Origin of the sequence: Micromonospora sp. NBRC 110009, from assembly GCF_030518795.1 — a bacterium.
GTDB lineage: Bacteria > Actinomycetota > Actinomycetes > Mycobacteriales > Micromonosporaceae > Micromonospora.
The window spans coordinates 1,060,615-1,076,709 of the sequence record NZ_CP130427.1 but is presented as its reverse complement, the minus strand read 5'-3'; the positions used below and the strand labels follow the sequence as shown (position 1 = coordinate 1,076,709).

General features: G+C 72.7%; 16 protein-coding genes. 4 read left to right on the top strand and 12 right to left on the bottom strand.

Annotated features, from left to right (window positions below):
* Position 1: 1 nt before the first annotated feature.
* The gene (locus Q2K19_RS05065; RefSeq protein WP_302768044.1) at positions 2-985 is read right to left on the bottom strand and encodes an aldo/keto reductase; all 984 of its coding nucleotides are present in this window, start codon (positions 983-985) and stop codon (positions 2-4) included.
* 66 nt (positions 986-1,051) lie between these two features.
* Positions 1,052-1,801, bottom strand: a complete 750-nt coding sequence (locus tag Q2K19_RS05060) for an SDR family oxidoreductase (protein ID WP_302768043.1) — start codon at positions 1,799-1,801, stop codon at positions 1,052-1,054.
* 102 nt (positions 1,802-1,903) lie between these two features.
* Between Q2K19_RS05060 and Q2K19_RS05055 the strand changes: the two genes are divergently transcribed.
* Positions 1,904-2,755: a helix-turn-helix transcriptional regulator gene (locus tag Q2K19_RS05055; RefSeq protein WP_302768041.1), complete on the top strand. Its 852-nt coding sequence runs from the start codon at positions 1,904-1,906 to the stop codon at positions 2,753-2,755.
* A gap of 12 nt (positions 2,756-2,767) precedes the next feature.
* On the opposite strand, the gene Q2K19_RS05050 is transcribed toward Q2K19_RS05055, so the two are convergent.
* The 3 genes from Q2K19_RS05050 to Q2K19_RS05040 form a co-directional block, all read right to left on the bottom strand.
* Positions 2,768-3,463 (bottom strand): hypothetical protein, encoded by a 696-nt coding sequence (locus Q2K19_RS05050; RefSeq protein ID WP_302768040.1) that lies wholly within the window; start codon positions 3,461-3,463, stop codon positions 2,768-2,770.
* Positions 3,464-3,554: 91 nt separating this feature from the next.
* A complete protein-coding gene (locus tag Q2K19_RS05045; RefSeq protein WP_302768039.1) occupies positions 3,555-4,409 on the bottom strand; it encodes an aldo/keto reductase in 855 nt (284 codons plus the stop codon).
* 74 nt (positions 4,410-4,483) lie between these two features.
* The gene (locus Q2K19_RS05040) at positions 4,484-5,479 is read right to left on the bottom strand and encodes a LysR family transcriptional regulator (protein ID WP_302768038.1); all 996 of its coding nucleotides are present in this window, start codon (positions 5,477-5,479) and stop codon (positions 4,484-4,486) included.
* Between the two features lie 39 nt (positions 5,480-5,518).
* Between Q2K19_RS05040 and Q2K19_RS05035 the strand changes: the two genes are divergently transcribed.
* Together Q2K19_RS05035 and Q2K19_RS05030 are read left to right on the top strand one after the other, a co-directional pair.
* A complete protein-coding gene (locus Q2K19_RS05035) occupies positions 5,519-6,397 on the top strand; it encodes a serine hydrolase (RefSeq protein ID WP_302768036.1) in 879 nt (292 codons plus the stop codon).
* A 154-nt stretch (positions 6,398-6,551) separates the two neighbouring features.
* The gene (locus tag Q2K19_RS05030; protein ID WP_302768034.1) at positions 6,552-7,544 is read left to right on the top strand and encodes an MBL fold metallo-hydrolase; all 993 of its coding nucleotides are present in this window, start codon (positions 6,552-6,554) and stop codon (positions 7,542-7,544) included.
* Between the two features lie 35 nt (positions 7,545-7,579).
* Here the strand turns inward: Q2K19_RS05030 and Q2K19_RS05025 are convergent, their stop codons facing one another.
* The 7 genes from Q2K19_RS05025 to Q2K19_RS04995 all read right to left on the bottom strand — a co-directional run bounded on the left by Q2K19_RS05025 (position 7,580) and on the right by Q2K19_RS04995 (position 13,596).
* Positions 7,580-8,119: a DUF1697 domain-containing protein gene (locus tag Q2K19_RS05025; protein WP_302768032.1), complete on the bottom strand. Its 540-nt coding sequence runs from the start codon at positions 8,117-8,119 to the stop codon at positions 7,580-7,582.
* 11 nt (positions 8,120-8,130) lie between these two features.
* On the bottom strand, positions 8,131-8,730 hold the full coding sequence (locus Q2K19_RS05020; protein ID WP_302768031.1) for a hypothetical protein: 600 nt from the start codon (positions 8,728-8,730) through the stop codon (positions 8,131-8,133).
* A 36-nt stretch (positions 8,731-8,766) separates the two neighbouring features.
* Positions 8,767-9,255 carry a Rho termination factor N-terminal domain-containing protein gene (locus Q2K19_RS05015; protein WP_302768030.1) on the bottom strand — a complete coding sequence of 163 codons (489 nt, stop codon included), beginning with the start codon at positions 9,253-9,255 and terminating at the stop codon, positions 8,767-8,769.
* Positions 9,252-10,268 carry a ParA family protein gene (locus Q2K19_RS05010; protein ID WP_302768029.1) on the bottom strand — a complete coding sequence of 339 codons (1,017 nt, stop codon included), beginning with the start codon at positions 10,266-10,268 and terminating at the stop codon, positions 9,252-9,254. Before Q2K19_RS05010 ends, Q2K19_RS05015 begins: the two co-directional genes overlap by 4 nt.
* A 71-nt stretch (positions 10,269-10,339) precedes the next feature.
* Complete coding sequence (locus Q2K19_RS05005) at positions 10,340-10,984, bottom strand: response regulator transcription factor (protein WP_302768028.1); 645 nt, start codon at positions 10,982-10,984, stop codon at positions 10,340-10,342.
* A complete protein-coding gene (locus Q2K19_RS05000) occupies positions 10,981-12,933 on the bottom strand; it encodes a sensor histidine kinase (protein WP_302768027.1) in 1,953 nt (650 codons plus the stop codon). Before Q2K19_RS05000 ends, Q2K19_RS05005 begins: the two co-directional genes overlap by 4 nt.
* Before the next feature lie 66 nt (positions 12,934-12,999).
* Positions 13,000-13,596, bottom strand: coding sequence for a hypothetical protein (locus Q2K19_RS04995; protein ID WP_302768026.1), 597 nt, complete (start codon positions 13,594-13,596; stop codon positions 13,000-13,002).
* A 329-nt stretch (positions 13,597-13,925) separates the two neighbouring features.
* Between Q2K19_RS04995 and Q2K19_RS04990 the strand changes: the two genes are divergently transcribed.
* Positions 13,926-16,046, top strand: coding sequence for a M6 family metallopeptidase (locus Q2K19_RS04990; RefSeq protein ID WP_302772281.1), 2,121 nt, complete (start codon positions 13,926-13,928; stop codon positions 16,044-16,046).
* Positions 16,047-16,095: the final 49 nt, after the last annotated feature.

The window sequence follows — 16,095 nt, the reverse complement described above, 5'->3', positions numbered from 1 at the left end:
CTCAGCGCGCCGCGTCGAGCCGGGCCCGCTGCTCCTCGGTCAGCTCCAGGTCCACCGCGGCGAGGCTCTCGTCGAGCTGCGCCACCGAGGAGAAGCCGACCAGCGGGATGGACGGCACGTCCCCGCCCAGCAGCCAGGCCAGCACCACCTGGTTCACCGTCGCCCCGGTCTCCGCCGCCACCGCGTGCAGCGCCGCCAGCCGGGCCGGCGTGCTCGGCAGGTCGTACTCGGCGCCCAGCCGGTCGGGCCGGACGTACGCGCCCTTCAGCAGCGGCGAGTAGGCGACCAGGGTGAGCTGCGGCTCGGCTCGCAGGTAACTGGCCAGGTCCGGCCCGACCCAGCCGAGGTCCCCGTCCGGGTCCAGCTCGCCCGGCAGGTCGAGCCGGCGGGGCAGGTAGCTGCGGTGGTACTGCAGCACCTCGTAGCCGGGCAGCCCGGCGTCGGCGGCGATCGCCCGGGCCCGATCCACCCGCCAGGCGCGGTGATTGCTGGCCCCCAGCAGCCCGACGGTGCCCTCGGCGACCAGCTCCGCGAAGCCCTCCACGGTCTCCCGCAGCGGCACGGTCCGGTCCTCGATGTGCGCGTAGAGCAGGTCCAGCTTGTCCACGCCGAGGCGCTCCCGGCTGCGCTCGGCCGACTCGCGGATCACCTTGGCCGACAGGCCCTCCGGGTTGTCCACGTAGCTGGTCCCCGGAGCGAGGGGGCGGGCGCCCAGCTTGGTGGCGATCACCACCTCGCCGCCGACGCCGCGGCTGCGCCGCCAGCGGCCGAGCAACTCCTCGCTCTCCCCGCCCTGGCCCCCGTTCTGCCAGAACGCGTAGTTGTCCGACGTGTCGATGAACGTGCCGCCGGCCGCCACGTACCGGTCGAGGATGGCGTACGCGGTGGCCTCGTCGGTGGCGGTGCCGAAGAGCATCGCGCCGAGGCTGAGCACGCTGACCTCGCGTCGGGTGGCCGGGTCGGTGCCGATGGTGCGGTACTTCACAGGTTCTCCCTCCCCTGCTGGGTCACCGACCACCCTCGACCTTCCAGTGCACGCGAAGTCAAGCTCTCACCAGGGCAGTACGCCGTATCCGCCGCCGGCGTCCATCTGGAAACCCCAGAGCAGGCCGCTCGGCCCATCCTCCGGCAGCGTCGCCAGATGCACGCTGACCTCGGCGCCCGCCTCCGCGGTCCGGAAGCCGGAGTGTCCGTTGAGGTCGGTGGCGCAGTAGCCGGGGTTGGCCGCGTTCACCTTGACCGGGGTGTCCCGCAGCTCCTTGGCGTACATGGCGGTGACCATGTTCAGCGCCGCCTTCGAGGACGGGTAGGGCACCGAGGTCAGCGCGAACAGGGCGCCCTGCGGGTCGGTCATCACCGCGATCGAGCCGACCTCGCTGGAGACGTTCACGATCCGCGCGGCGGGCGCCTTGCGCAGCAGCGGCAGCAGCGCGTTGGTCACCGCCACCACCCCGAACACGTTCGTCTCGTACACCTCGCGCAGCGTGCCGAGGGTGGTCTCGCTGGGCAGCGCCGACCCGTCGGCCCGGACGATGCCGGCGTTGTTGACCAGCACGTCCAGCTGGCCGTACTCCCGCTCGACCAGTTCGGCCACGGCGGCGGCCGACGCCTCGTCGGTGACGTCCAGCGGCATGAACCGGGCGTCGATCTCCTCGGCCCGCAGCGCCCGCTCCGCCTCCCGGCCCCGCCCGGCGTCCCGCGCGCCGAGCAGCACGGTCATCCCGCGCGCGCCGAGCTGCCGGGCGGTGGCCAGGCCGATTCCCTTGTTGGCCCCGGTGATCAGGGCGATCGTCGTCGTCATGCCATCGAGGCTGCCGCCGGGCCGGGCGGTGCGGGAGAGACCCGTCGAGGCTGGTACCGGCGGTACCACCCTCGGTGGCCGGGCTTGCGGCAGGCTGGAGGCATGACCACGCTGCGCCGGGCCGAGCTGGCCGGCTTCCTGCGCGCCCGCCGCGGGCGGTTGCGCCCCGCCGAGGTCGGCCTCCCCGAGGGGGTACGCCGCCGCACGCCGGGCCTGCGCCGCCAGGAGGTCGCCCAGCTCGCCGGCATCTCCGTCGACTACTACATCCGCATCGAGCAGGGCCGGGGCCCGCACCCGTCCCGGCAGGTGCTCGCCGCCCTGGCCCGGGCGCTGCTGCTGGGCCGGGACGAGCGGGCGTACCTGTTCCGGATCGCGGGGGAGAACCCGCCGGAGGCGACCGGGCCGGCCCGGGCGGTGCCGCCGGGGCTGCGGCACTTGCTGGACGCGATGGCCGAGACGCCGGCGTTCCTGGTCGACGCCGCCTACGAGGTGCTGGCCTGGAACCGGCTGGCCACCTGGTTCGTCGGGGACCTGTCGGCGATGCCGGCCGACGAGCGGAACATGGTCCGCTGGATGTTCCGGCGGGAGGTGCCGGAGTCGTACTGGGGCGACCCGGAGGTGGTCCGCTTCGCCCGTACCTCGGTGGCCGACCTGCGCGCCGCGTACGGCCGCTACCCGGCCGACCCGGCGATCGCCGCCCTGGTCACCGAGCTGCTCGGGGTGTCGCCCCGGTTCGCCGAGCTGTGGGCCGAGCACGAGGTGGGGGAGCGCCGCCCCACGGTCAAGCGGGTGGCGCACCCGGAGCTGGGGCCGCTGGAGTTCGAGTGCCGGGTGCTGCAGGTGCCGGAGACCGACCAGCGGCTGATCGTCTACGTCCCCGAGCCGGGCTCACCGACCCAGGCCGCGTTCCGCCGGGTCGCCGAGCGGGCCGCGGCGACACCGTCCGGTTCCTGACCGGAGCCACCGTCAGGTGGCCTGCCCGAGGGCGGTGGTGGCGAGCGGCGCGATCCTGGCCAGCAGTTCGGTGGCGGCGGTCAGTGCGCCGTCCTTGCCCGCCACGTCCACCTGGAGCACGAAGTTTCCCCGGGCCAGCAGCAGTGTGCACTGGTGGCGGGTGCTCTGCCCGATCAGCTTCTCACAGAAGGTGATCGTGTCCGGTCCGTTGGCTACCGGCGGCGGCGAGGGCCGCACGATCACCGAGGTGCGGCCGTCGCCCGGCACCGTGTACTTCCTGCAGGTCTTCAGGACACCCCGCAGCTCGTCGGCGAGCTTGCGGCCCGGCACCTTGAGATAGCCGACCACGTACTGCCGGATCCAGATCGTCTCGCCGTCCCAGACCCGTTCCCGATAGGCGGTGCGCCGACGGTCCGAGGGGAGGGCGTCCCGGCACAGCGAGATCAACTTCCAGGCCTCGGTGTTCTCCTCGGTGTACTGGGCCGTCTCCGGGTGGAACTCGGCGTCCAGGTCGAGCATCGCGGTGTTCACCCGGCTGCGTACCTGGGCGGCCGTGGTCGGCGCGGGCTTCAGCGGGGGCGGCGGCGTCACCGTGGGTGCCGGCGGCACGTTCCACCGGCTGGCCTGTGGAGCGGTGCCGGTGCCGCAGGCGGCGACGGTGGTGATGATCAGCAACGACAGCAGGGCCAAGAGGCGGCGGCGCATCATCCGGCGAGACGGTCCTTCCGTACGCGAAGAGGGGCCCACCGGGCCCCCTCTTGCAGGCGTCGTACGGTCGGTGCTCGTTACAGCGAGGATCTCAGCTCGGTACGTAGTCGAAGGTGTCCGGGTTGGGGCCCTGCCGGCCGGCCTCGCCCCGGTCCAGGCTGCTGATCCGGTCCATCGCGGCGTCGTCCAGGGTGAAGTCGAAGATGTGGAAGTTCTCCTCGATCCGCTCCGGGGTGGTCGACTTCGGGAACACGATGTCGCCGCGCTGCACGTGCCAGCGCAGCACCACCTGGGCCGGGGTGCGGCCGACCTCCTCGGCGATGTCGACGATCGTCGGGTCGTCCAGCACCTTGCCCTGGGCGATCGGGGACCACGCCTCGGTGAGGATGTTGTGCGCCTTGTCGTACGCGCGCACCTCCTCGTTGCCGAAGTAGGGGTGCGCCTCGATCTGGTTCACCGCCGGGACTACGTCCGTCTCGGCGGCCAGCCGCTCCAGGTGCGGCACCTGGAAGTTCGACACGCCGATCGACTTCACCCGGCCGTCGCGCTGCAACTCCTCCAGCACCTTCCAGGTGGAGACGTAGTCGCCGTCGTACAGGGTCGGCAGCGGCCAGTGGATCAGGAACAGGTCGAGGTAGTCGAACTTCAACGCCTGCAACGTCTGCTCGAACGCCTTGCGGGCGTCGTCGGGGCGGTGGAAGCCGTTGTTGAGCTTGCTGGTGACGAAGACCTCCCGGCGGTCCAGCCCGGAGGTGCGGATCGCCTGGCCGACCTCGGCCTCGTTGCCGTACATCTCGGCGGTGTCGATGTGCCGGTAGCCGACCTCGAGGGCGTTGCCGACGGCCCGGGCGGTGTCCTTCGGGTCGATCTGGAAGACCCCGAAGCCGAGCTGCGGGATGGTGTTGCCGTCGTTGAGCGGGATGTCGGGAACGGTGTTCGCGGCCATCGAAGTGTCATCTCCCATCATCGGGGTGCCCGGAAGCGTTCCGGACATGCATCCCATTGGCGTACCCGATCGGCTCAACTCTGCACGACGCCGGACGGGTGATCTGGGACAACCTCACCCGCCTCGAACAGCACCGGCCAGGGGCGGGCGGCGGGCGCGATCGTGGCCGGCCCGGGCGGCGGCTCGTCGCGGCCCAGCACCTCCGCCGCGAGCTGCCCGAACATCGGCGCGGCCGGGTGTGCGGCCCGGCTCGGCCAGGCCGCCGAGGTGCGGCGTACCAGCGGTGTGCCGGCGATCGGCCGCCAGGCGATCCGGGGCTCCCGGCGCGCCGTCGCCTCCGGTTCGACGGCCACCGCCCCGCCGGCGAGGACCAGCCCGAACAGGAACTCCGGGTTGCGGGCGTGCCGGACCCGGGGCGGGGCGAAGCCGTGCTCCCGGCAGACGGCCAGCAGGTGGTCGTGCCAGCCGGGCGCGGTGGCCGGCGGTGCGGTGATCAGGTCCAGCCCGGCCAGGTCGGCCAGCTCGACGTGGCGGGCCCGGGCCAGCGGCGCCGCCCGGGGCAACAGCACCCCCACCGGTACGGCCACGGCCGGGCCGAAGCGCAGCCCGGACCGGTCCACCGGCTGGTGCAGCAGGCCGACGTCGAGTTGCCCCTCGGTGAGCATCCGTAGCTGCTCGGCGGTGGTCAGCTCGTGCAGGTCGACGTCGAGCCCGGGGGCGCGGGCGGCGAGCGCGTCGAGCAGCGCGCGCAGGGTCACCGCCGGGGTCTCCGGGGGCACGCCGGCCCGCAGCACGCCGAGTTCGCCCCGGCGTACCTGGTCGATCAGGTTGCGCAGCCGGCGCTCCCCGGCGAGCAGCTCGTCGGCCTCGCCGAGCAGGAGCTGACCGGCGGTGGTGAGCCGGACCTGGCGCTGCGACCGGTCGAACAGGACCGCGCCGAGCTCCCGTTCCAGGCGCTGGATCGACTGGCTCAGCGGCGGCTGCGCCATCCCCAGCACCTCGGCCGCCCGCCCGAAGTGCAGCTCCCGGGCGACCACCACGAAGTGCCCCAGGTGCCGCAGCAGATCCACCCCGGCACCCTAACGCCCGCTCCTGGTTAGCGTGTCGGGGTGGATGTGGCGGAGCGGATCGGGGAGATCTTCGGTCGGGTCGGGATCAGCGGGTGCCTGCACGTGGTCGACGTGGACGACCCGGGGCGGGAGGTGGCCGTCCGGGCCGACGAGCAGATCGTCATCGCCTCCGTCTTCAAGATCCTGTTGGTGCTGGAGTTCGCCCGGCAGGTCGTCGCCGGGCAGCTCGACCCGGCCGAGCGGGTGCTGGTGCGGGCGGCGGACCGGCTCGGCGGCTGGGGCGTGGCCGGCTGCGCCGACGACGTCGAGGTGTCCCTGCGCGACCTCGCGTACTTCACCATGTCGGTCAGCGACAACACCGCCGCCGACCTGCTGCTGCGCCGAATCGGCCCGGACGTGCCGCCGATGCTCGCCGCCGAGCTGGACCTGCCGCGGACCCGGATCATCGGCGGCCCCCGGCACCTGGTCGAGATGATGCTCGCCGACGTCGGTGCCCGCACCGAGGGCGACTTCGCCCGGATCTTCCCCACCCTGGAGGCCCAGCGGATCCGGGCGATGCGGGTCTTCGACCCGGAGCACACCACGTCGAGCACCCCCCGGGAGATCACCCGGCTGCTCGAGCTGATCTGGCGGGACGAGGCCGGGCCGCCGGCCGCCTGCGCGATGGTGCGTGAGCTGATGGGCCGGCAGCTCTTCTGGACCCGGCTCGCCGCCGGCTTCCCGCCCGGCGTCCGGGTCGCCGGGAAGACCGGCAACCTGCCCGGCCTGCACCTGGAGGCCGGGGTGGCCGAGTACCCCGACGGCGGCCGGTTCGCGATCCTGGTCTACGGCCGCACCGAGCGGCTCAGCGTCCGGCGGATCGACGTCGACCTGGCGTTGGGCGAGGCAGCCCGGACCGCGGTCGAGTCGCTGCGCTGAAATTCGACCCCGCCGGTCGCCGGAGGCAACCCCGCTGACCTGCGGCGATATCCCGTCGCATATCGAGCATGCCGGCGGTCGATCTTGGACAGGGCCGGCCGCCCGGTGGTGGGGTGGGCGCACCAAACGCCCAGCCTCACGGGGAGGACCCACCATGCTCGACAACCACCCGTACGGCCGCCGCCGCTTCCTGCGCGACGCCGCCGTCGGCACCGCCGCGGCCGCCGGCCTCGGCGCCGGCGCGCCGGCCGCACCCGCCCAGGCCGCCCCGGCGGCGGCCACCGCGCCGGTCGCCGCCGCCGGGACCCGCCGCTCCGGCGCGGTCAGCTTCCGCTGGTGGGGTACGTCCGGCTGGCGCATCGACCTCGGCGACCGGAGCGTGCTGGTCGACCCGTACCTGAGCCGCTACGACACCGGCCTGTTCCGTGGCGCGTTCAACGCCGACACCCCGCTGACGGTGCACACCGACGTCATCGACCCGCTGGTCGACCGGGCGGAGACCATCCTGGTCACGCACACCCACTGGGACCACTTCAACGACGTGCCGTACCTCGCCGGCCGGACCGGCGCCCGCGTGATCGGCACGCTGACCGCCTACCACCTGGGGCTGGCGTACGGGCTGCCGGCCGGCCGGCTCGCCCCGGTCAAGGGCGGCGAGGTGCTCGACTTCGGCGACTACACCGTCGAAGTGGTCAGCTCCCTGCACAGCCGCAACGCCGCCTGGTCGATGGCCTTCCCCGGCGTACGGGTCAGCCCGCCGCCGAAGCCGGAGAAGATCTCCGACCTGCCCGAGGGGGACACCCTGGCGTACCAGATCCGGGTGGCCGGCGGGCCGTCGGTGTTCTTCATGGGGGCGAGCGACCTGAACGAGCGCAACCTGGCCGGGCTGGCCCCCGACGTGGCGATGGTGGCCTCCGCCGCCACCACCGCCACCGCCGACTACGTGCCCCGGCTGATGGCCGCGCTGGACTTTCCGAAGGTCGTGGTGCCGGTGCACTGGGACAACTTCGAGACCCCGCTGACCAACCCGCCGACCGTGGCGGAGAGCGACCGCAAGCGCCTCGACGCCCTGATCGCCGAGGTGCGCCGGGTGTCGCCGCGCAGCCGGGTGCTGGTGCCCGAGTACCACACCGCGTACCGCTTCTGACGCGCCTGAGCGGAGGGGCCGGCCAGCCCCTCCGCTCAGGCGGCGGTCAGGTCGCGCAGCGCCAGCACGGACTTCCAGTTGCGGGTCGTGGCCACCACGCCCAGCTTCTTCTCCAGGTACGCGTTGGTGAACTTGGTCCGCCCGTACCCGCCGTCCGGGAAATGCAGGTGGATCTCCCGGCCGATCACCTCGTACTCGATGTTCTCGCCGGGCGGCACGGCCAGGTCCTTGACCCGGGCGGCGGTGGGCTTGGCCGACAGGAAGGCCACCAGCACGCGGGTCTGGTCGTCCTGCTTCCCGGCGTACGGGCTGGCGTCGGCGATCGCCGCCAGCTCACCGCCGCCGCGGACCAGCACCGGCACGCGCAGGCCCAGCTCGTCGGTGAGCTTCCGCGCAATGCCCTCGGCCAGGATCTCGTCCTTCGTCGGCGGGCTGGTGAAGACCACGTTGCCGCTCTGCAGGTACGTCTTCACGTTCTCGTGGCCGAGGTCCTCGACGAGGCGGCGCAGGTCGGTCATCGCCAGCCGGGTGGTGCCGACGTTGACGCCTCGCAGCAGGGCGGCGTAGCGGGCCATCTCGGGCCTCCTCACCTCGACGTCCCTCGACCACCCAGCCTAGAGCCCTCGACGGCGTCCGGCTGGGTCAGCAGCGGTCCGCGGGCCAGAGTTCCGCCCAGACCTGGTGGAGCCGATAGGTGGTGCGGCTGGCCGTCGGCAACCTCGGTGACGTCGATGTCGGCGTCGAACAGGTAGGCATTGTTCAGCCGGAGGTTCAGGCGTTGCGGGAGTTCGCCCTCGGTCCGGTCCACCACTTCCTCGAAGCCGTCGGCCGGTTCGCCGACGACGACCGACCTGAGGTCGACGTCGTCATTGACGTTGGGGGTCCGGATCTGCCACCAGACCTCCGGTTCCGCCTCCCAGCCTGGGGACACGCTGGGTTCGACGCTGGCCGTCCCCGTCGACGCCACCGACGGCGCGCCCGTCGCTGCCGCCGGTCGGCGCGCCGGGTCGATCAGTGTCAGCATGCCCACCGGGCAGGTCCGTTCGAAGCGGAGGCTGAGCTGCCCGTCGAGCAGCCGCGCCTCGACCCGGTCGCTGGTGACACCGCATCCGGACGCGGCGCCCACCAGCAGCGCGCCGGCCAGGGCCGGGGCGACGACGCGTACCGCGAGACGGGACGGCGGCATGGGATCTCCCGGGTCGCTGCGCCGAAGCGTCGCGCCTCAGCGTCGGCGGATGGCGGTGGAGTCGAGCCGGAAGCCGATGGTGCGGTCGACGATCCGTTCGACCAACTCCATCTTCCGCAGCCCGGCCACTCCGCGCAGCCCCGCCCGGGCGGCGAGGGCCCGCAAGTCCCGCGCCGTCCACGACGACAGGTACGCCGTACCGTCGTCGCGCCGCGACATGGCGGCCAGTGCGGCGTGCGCCCGCCCGACATCCACTCCGGACGGTGATGACCTGGCGACGGGCCGGACGCCACCGGTCGAACCGGGCCCGGCGGTGCCCGGTCCCGACATGACGTCACCGTGCGGGGCGGCGGCCCGGCCGGGCGGGGCGCCGCCGTCCCCGGCGACGGCCGGTGCCGGAGCGTCGGCGGCGGGCAGCACGGCCAGCCGGGCGCGTCCCTCGGCCAGGGCGGCCACCTCGGCGGCGGAGAGGCCGGCCAGGAACTCGGCCACCCTGGCCAGCACCGCCCGCGTCGGTTCGGTCATGCGTCAACCCCGGCGGTGGCCGTTGCCGTTGCCTCGGCCTCGGATCCGGCTCCGGCCCCGGGCGGGGTGACGGGGGCGGGGGACTTCGGCGTCGAATCCGGCTGGAGGGCGGCCAGGAAGTCGGTGGTGATCTGGCGCAGCTCTTCGCGGACCGCCGGCGCGGTCACCCGGTCCCGCAGCACCACCGGCACCCCGCGGGGAGTGTTCGTGGCGAACAGGGTCACGTTCTCCCGCAGCACGGTCGGGAAGACCGGCACGCCGAGCGCCCGCACCTGATCCAGGTAGCCCTGATGGGCGGCGACCGGCCGCTGCGCCATCACCTGCACCATGGTGAACACCACGCCGGCGATGCCCGGGGCCACCTTGTGGTGGCGGCGGATCTTCGCGAACCGGCGCGAGTCGGCGTTGTACCGGTCGACCAGCTCCCGCACGTTGGCGTGCAGGTAGTCGATGCCGAGGGTGGACAGGTAGTCGGCCTTCGCCGGGATGAGCAGGTGATCGCTCGCGATGATCGCCGACTGGGTGACCACGTTGAAGTTCGGCGGGCAGTCGATGAGCACCAGGTCGTACGGGTCCAGCGCCGGGTCGTGCAGCCCCTGGTCGAGCGAGCCGCGCACCCGGAAGAGTTCGGCGTCGTACTCGTCGCCGTCGGCCACGCCCCGGGCCAGCGCCAGGTCGATGTCGACGAGCTGGAGGTGCGACGCGATCAGGTCGAGCCGGCCCGCCCCCTTGAGCTGCGCGTTCGCCGGGCCGGGGGAGACCACCAGCTCGCCGAGGGTGGTCTTCTCGGTGTCCCCGCGCAGGCCGTCGTACCAGCGCTTGACCGTGCGCTCGTCGCGCAGCCGGTCCCGCCAGTCGTCCGGCTCGTAGAAGCTGAACGTCAGGCTGGCCTGCGGATCGAGGTCGATCAGCAGCACCTTCATCCCCCGGTTGGCCAGCTCGGCCCCGAGGTTGGCGGTCATGGTGGTCTTGCCCACCCCGCCCTTGTAGTTGATCACCGATACGACGTACACGGCACCTCCCCGACCGGGAACGGTAGCGGTAACCCGGACGGGTGGGCCGCCCGGGACCGGCGTCGGGGTGGTCAACCCCGACGATGCACGCCCGCGTCCCGTGCCTTCGCCACCGCCTGCGCCCGGTCGGCCACGCCGAGCTTGAGCAGGACGTTCGAGACGTGGTTCTGCACCGTCTTCAGGCTGATCCCGATCCGGGCCGCGATGGCCTGGTTGGACTGACCCGCGGACATCCGCGCCAGGATGTCGAGCTCCCGCTCGGTGAGCTGCGGAAACGGGCTGGTGGGGCCGGCTTCGCCGAGCGCCACGAGCATCCCGTCCGCCACCCCGGCGTCGAAGATCGCCTGGTCCGCGTGCACGGCCCGGACCGCGCCGATGATCTCGTCCGGCTCGGCGTCCTTCAACAGATAGCCCCGCGCGCCGGCCCGGATCGCCTGACGCACCATGGCATGGTCGGAGTGCATGGTGAGGACCAGCACCCGGGTCCGCAGGCCCTGCCCGCGGATCTCCTCCGTGGCGTCGACACCGCCCCCGCCGGGCATGTGCAGGTCGATGATCGCCACGTCCGGGTCATGCTCCCGCACGGCCGCGACCGCCCCGGCGGTGTCCGCCGCCTCCGCCACCACGATGATCCCCGGCACGCTGTCGAGCAGCCGGTGCAGTCCCATCCGGAACACATGATGGTCGTCGGCGATCACCACTCGCAGGGAACTCATCGGTTTCCCCCAACCGGCAGCACCGCCCGCACCCGGGTACCGCCACCCGGGCGGGGACCCAGCTCGAACTGGCCGCCCAACTCCCGTACCCGCCGCCGCATCGATCCGGTACCGACCCCGGCGATGTACCGGTCGCCGATGCCCCGGCCGTCGTCGTCGACCTGCACGGTCAGTCGCGCTCCGCCAGTGAGGGTGACCGTACAGGCGGCCGCCTCCGCGTGCCGCAGTACGTTCGCCACCGCCTCCAGCACCACCAGGTACGCCGCCTCCGAGACGGCGGGCACGTCGGCATCCGGCACACCCCGGTGGACGTACCGGAAGGAGGGTGCCCCGGGCAGGGGCGCGCAGCGGTCGAGATGCTCGGCGACCGCCTGGACCAGCCCGAGGTCGGCCACGGCCGCCGGTTGCATGGCGTCGATGATGCGGCGGACCGCGGTGGCCGCGGAACGAACCTGCCCGGAGATGAGTCGCAGCTCGCCGGCGAGCTGATCGTCCATCGCGGTGGTCCGGCGTACCCCGTCGAGCGCGAGCCCGATGCCGGAGAGCAGCGGTCCCAGGCCGTCGTGCAGGTCGTGCCGCAGCCGGCGCCGCTCGTCCGCCCGCGCGTGCACCGCCCGCTCCTGAGCCACCCGCAGCTCGGTCGCGAGGCGGACGGCGTGCAGCGCCGACCCGATCCCGTGCGCCAGCTCGGCCAGCAATGCCAGGTCAGCCCGGGAGTACGCCTCACCCGGCACCCGGGGCCCCACGGTCAGCGTGCCGACCAGCTCGCCGCGCCACTCCAGCGGTACCTCCACCGACGGCTCGCCGGCCGGCCCGCCGACCCGGGCCACCTCCTCGTGCACGCCCTCGGTGAGCAGCCGGACCGACACGTACGGGGCCCGCAGCGCACGGGCCACCACGGTGGCGGTGGTCGCCGGCAGCTCCGAGGGATCGGCGACGGCGCGCAACTGTTCCCGCAGGGCCGCCAGCGCCTCCAGCGGTTCCTCGCGTTGCCCGAACAGCCAGCGGGTGGCCTCCCGCTGCACCCGCCGGCGCACCGGGTCGGCCGTCGCCGCCACCACCGCCGACGCGATCAGCGCGAGCCCGGGCGCGGGACCGACGGCGGTGCCGAGCGCCGAGACGACGGCCAGGTAGACGGCGAAGATCAGCGCGGTGAGCACCGCGAGGACGACCGTGCGGCGGATGAACGGGTCGATGTCGTAGAGCCGGTAGCGGCGGACCGACAGCGCGATCGCGCCGACCAGCAGCACCGGGATGAGGAAGTAGCCGACCTGGGCCAGCGGGCGCGGCATCAGCCCGCCCACCAGTTCGATGGTGATGGCCACCCCGAGCGCGTACCAGACGAATTTGAGCTGCTGGCGTTGCGTCCGGTTCCCGTGTCGCCAGCGCACGGCGAGGCTGGCGAGCGCCGCCAGCACGGCGACGACGACGGCCCCGCCGGAGGCGAGGCCCAGCGCGGGGGAGAAGCTGACCGCGATCGGGTTGGCCGGTGCCGCGGCCTCGCCGGTCGGCAGCGGACCGGGCCCGAGCGCGCCGTCGAGGAGGGTCACCGCGGTGGCGGCCGCGCCCAGCCACGGCACCCAGCGCCATGCCCGCGCCGGTGGCCGACCGTCCGGGAAGATGGCCGGCAGCACCGTGAACAGTGGCACGACGAACAGCGCCCAGAGCCACAGTTGCAGCCACGCGGCCACCTGCCATCCCGGCCAGCCGAGCGCGGTCCAGCCGGCGGCGAGCAGGGTGGCCGCCCCGGCGGCACCGGTACCGACGAGGAGTCCGCCCACCCGCCTGCCGTCGCGGCTGCGCAGCAGCCACCAGCCGGCCGCCAGGAGTAGGACGCTGTGGGTGACGTTGCTGGCCAGGGTCCAGTTGGCGCCCGGCCCGGCGACGACGACCAGGGCGCCACCGGCGATGGCGGCCACGGCGGAGGGGACCGCGGTGCCGGCGGCCACGCGCGTTCCTCGCCGCACGCCGCCCACCCCCGCCGTCACCGCGGCTCCCCTCATCCCCCTACCCCCTCAGTGAGCCGGTTCGACGGCGGGCTCGACGGAGACGGCCTCGCCGCCCGAGCGCAGCGCCGCGACCATCAGCAGGATCCCGAACACGGCGTAGACGGCGGACAGGGCCAGCGGCATGACGAAGTCCGCCAGCAGGCCGACGATCAGGACCGCACCCCACCAGCGGACCCCCGCGTCCAGCAGGAAGGCGATTCCGGTGACCAGCACGCCGAGCATCATGACGTAGAAGAGCAGTTCGAGCGACATCACCGAGGCGGGCAGGTCGCCGCGGCGGAGGATGCCGCCCCAGGCCACGGCGGCGACGGCGATGAGCAGCGCGGCGACCGGCCCGGCGGCCAGCAGTGCAGCCCCGATTCGGCCCAGCCGGCCGGTGCGCTGCCGCCGCCGTGCCCACAGCGCCACGAACGCCAGCGGCAGTAGCCCCCAGTACGACTCGATGGTCAACCGGGCCACCCACTGCGGCCACTCCTGGCCGCCCGTGTCGTGGACGTGCCGTACCAGCAGCACGTGTCCGGCCGCCATGGCCGAGCAGAGGGCGATGGCGAGCCCGACCGCGCCCAGCGGGACCCGGGCCAGCCTCTCGATCAACGTACGCATCGCGTTCTCCTTCCGAGGTGTCGTGCTCGGAAGAGTGCGGCACCGGTTTCCCGGGTGGCAGGGGAGCGTCCTCCCGGCCGGTCCGGGAATCTCCCCTGGCCCGCCGGACGGTGCGCGGTAGTCGTCCGTACGGCGGTACGTGACGACCGTTCGTGCCGCACATATGGCCTGTAGCCGCTTCGCAACGAACGTCGCAAGTGGTTGCCTGAAGACAACAATCCCCTGGTCAGATGCTGCCTTCGCGAGCATCCTGAGGGGACAGACGGGCAACCCGACGGCGGTGGCCGGAGCTGATCACCGCCTCATCGGCAGGAGGCATCCGCGTGCGAATGAGACGACCGAGCCGGATCGCGGCCGCGGTGGCGGGCGTGACGGCGCTCGCCTTCACGGTCTCGGCCCCGGCCCAGGCCAATGATCACGAGAACCTTCCCGGCGAGCCGACCATCACGCTGCCGATCAACGACAGCGCGGCGGGCGGCACCTACAACCAGGACTTCACCCGGGTCTACGCCAACACCACCCCGGACGGCACCCCGGTCTACATCTACGTCCCGAAGGGCACCCCGCTCGACGGCACCGCGCCAGCCGGCGTGGCCAGCCTCGACCCGCAGTTCGACCACAACCCGGGCGACGGGTTCAAGCCCTGCGCCACCGCCACGGCGGCGCAGTTCACCCTCACCCAGGCGGAAATCAACTACGTCGGCAACAAGCTCGCCAACCAGATCGTCGCCGTGGACGAGGAGCACTTCGGCCCGATGGACGCGGCCGACCCGGACGAGCCGGCCAGCGACTCGCTGGTCATGCTCCTCTACAACATCCAGGACGACGCCTACTACGACTGCGCGCAGACGTCGTACACGGCCGGGTACTTCGCGCCGGACTTCATCGACAGCAACGGCATGAACGTCATCGTGGTCGACGCCTTGGACTGGGCCAACCGGGTCGGGCCGAACGACTCGCCGTGGCGCGACGCCAACCCGGCCAACGACCGCCCCGAGCTGTACGAGGGCACCGTCGCCCACGAGCTGCAGCACCTGCTGCACAACTACAGCGACCCGGGCGAGCTGTCCTGGGTGGACGAGGGCCTGGCGGACTTCGCCATCTTCCTCAACGGGCTGGACGCCGGCGGCTCGCACCTGAGCAACGAGCAGGTCTTCTACGAGGAGACCTCGCTGACCCGATGGGGCAGCACCCTGGCCAACTACGGTGCCTCGTTCACCTACTTCCAGTACCTGTGGGAGCAGGCCGGCGGCAACGGCGACGGCACCTACACCCCCGACAAGCAGTACGACGGCAAGGCCGGTGACCTGCTCATCAAGAAGATCTTCGAGGAGCAGGCGGACGGCATGGCCGGCGTGCAGAACGCCATCGACGACTTCAACGCGGCGACCGGCGCACACCTGCGCAGCGCGGCCGACCTGTTCCGGGACTGGTCGGTGGCGGTCTACCTGGACGACGAGGACTCGCCGATCTACGACATCAAGGCGTTCAACTTCGGCGACCCGGCGGACACGTCCTGGACCATCGACATCGCCGACGACGTCTTCTGGGGCGGCCGGGGCAGCTACCAGGGCGCCACCCCGGAGGCCAAGTGGGCGCGGCTGAAGAACCGCCAGGACACCACCGCCGTGCCGTTCGGCATGTCGGTCGAGCGGTTCCGCAACCCCGGCCCGACCGTCGCGCTGGCCTTTGACGGCGACGACGAGACGGTGATCGCGCCGCACACCGGCACCACCCACTGGTACGCCGGGTACGAGAGCCAGGACGACAACGTCCTCGACGTCGACACCTCCGGCGCGGTCACCTCGCTCGACTTCTGGGGCTGGTACTTCATCGAGGAGGGCTGGGACTACGGCTTCGTCGAGGCCCTGGTCAACGGCAACTGGGTGACGGTGCCGGTGCGCAACGACGCCGGTCAGGTCGTCACCACCAACGACGACCCGCACGGCAACAACGAGGAGGGCAACGGCCTGACCGGCACCTCCGGCGGGCGGTACTTCGTGGACGACCCGGCCTACCTCCACCTCACCGCCGACCTGCCGGCCGGCGCGACGGACGTGCGGTTCCGGTACTCCACGGACGCCGCGTACATGGACACCGGCTGGTTCGTCGACGACGTCCGGGTCAACGGCGCCGCGGCGAACCTCAGCTCGGCGGCGGGCAACTGGTTCCTCACTAGCGGCGTGCAGGACAACAACTGGACGGTCCAGGTGGTCAGCCACTGCGACCTCACGCCGGGCGTCACCTCGCCGGGTGAGACCACCGACGGCGCGGGCAACTGGGTCTACCGGTCCACCGGCGACCAGTTCACCGCCAGCGGCCTGCAGACCAAGTGCGCCAACGGCAACCAGGACGACTTCGCCGTCCTGATCTCCAACCTGCCCACCGGTGACCTCACCTACCTGGACGCGGACTACACGTTCCGGGTGACCAACACCGGCAACAAGTAATCCGGTACCCCTTCGGGCCCGCGCCGCACGTCGGCGCGGGCCCGTCGCC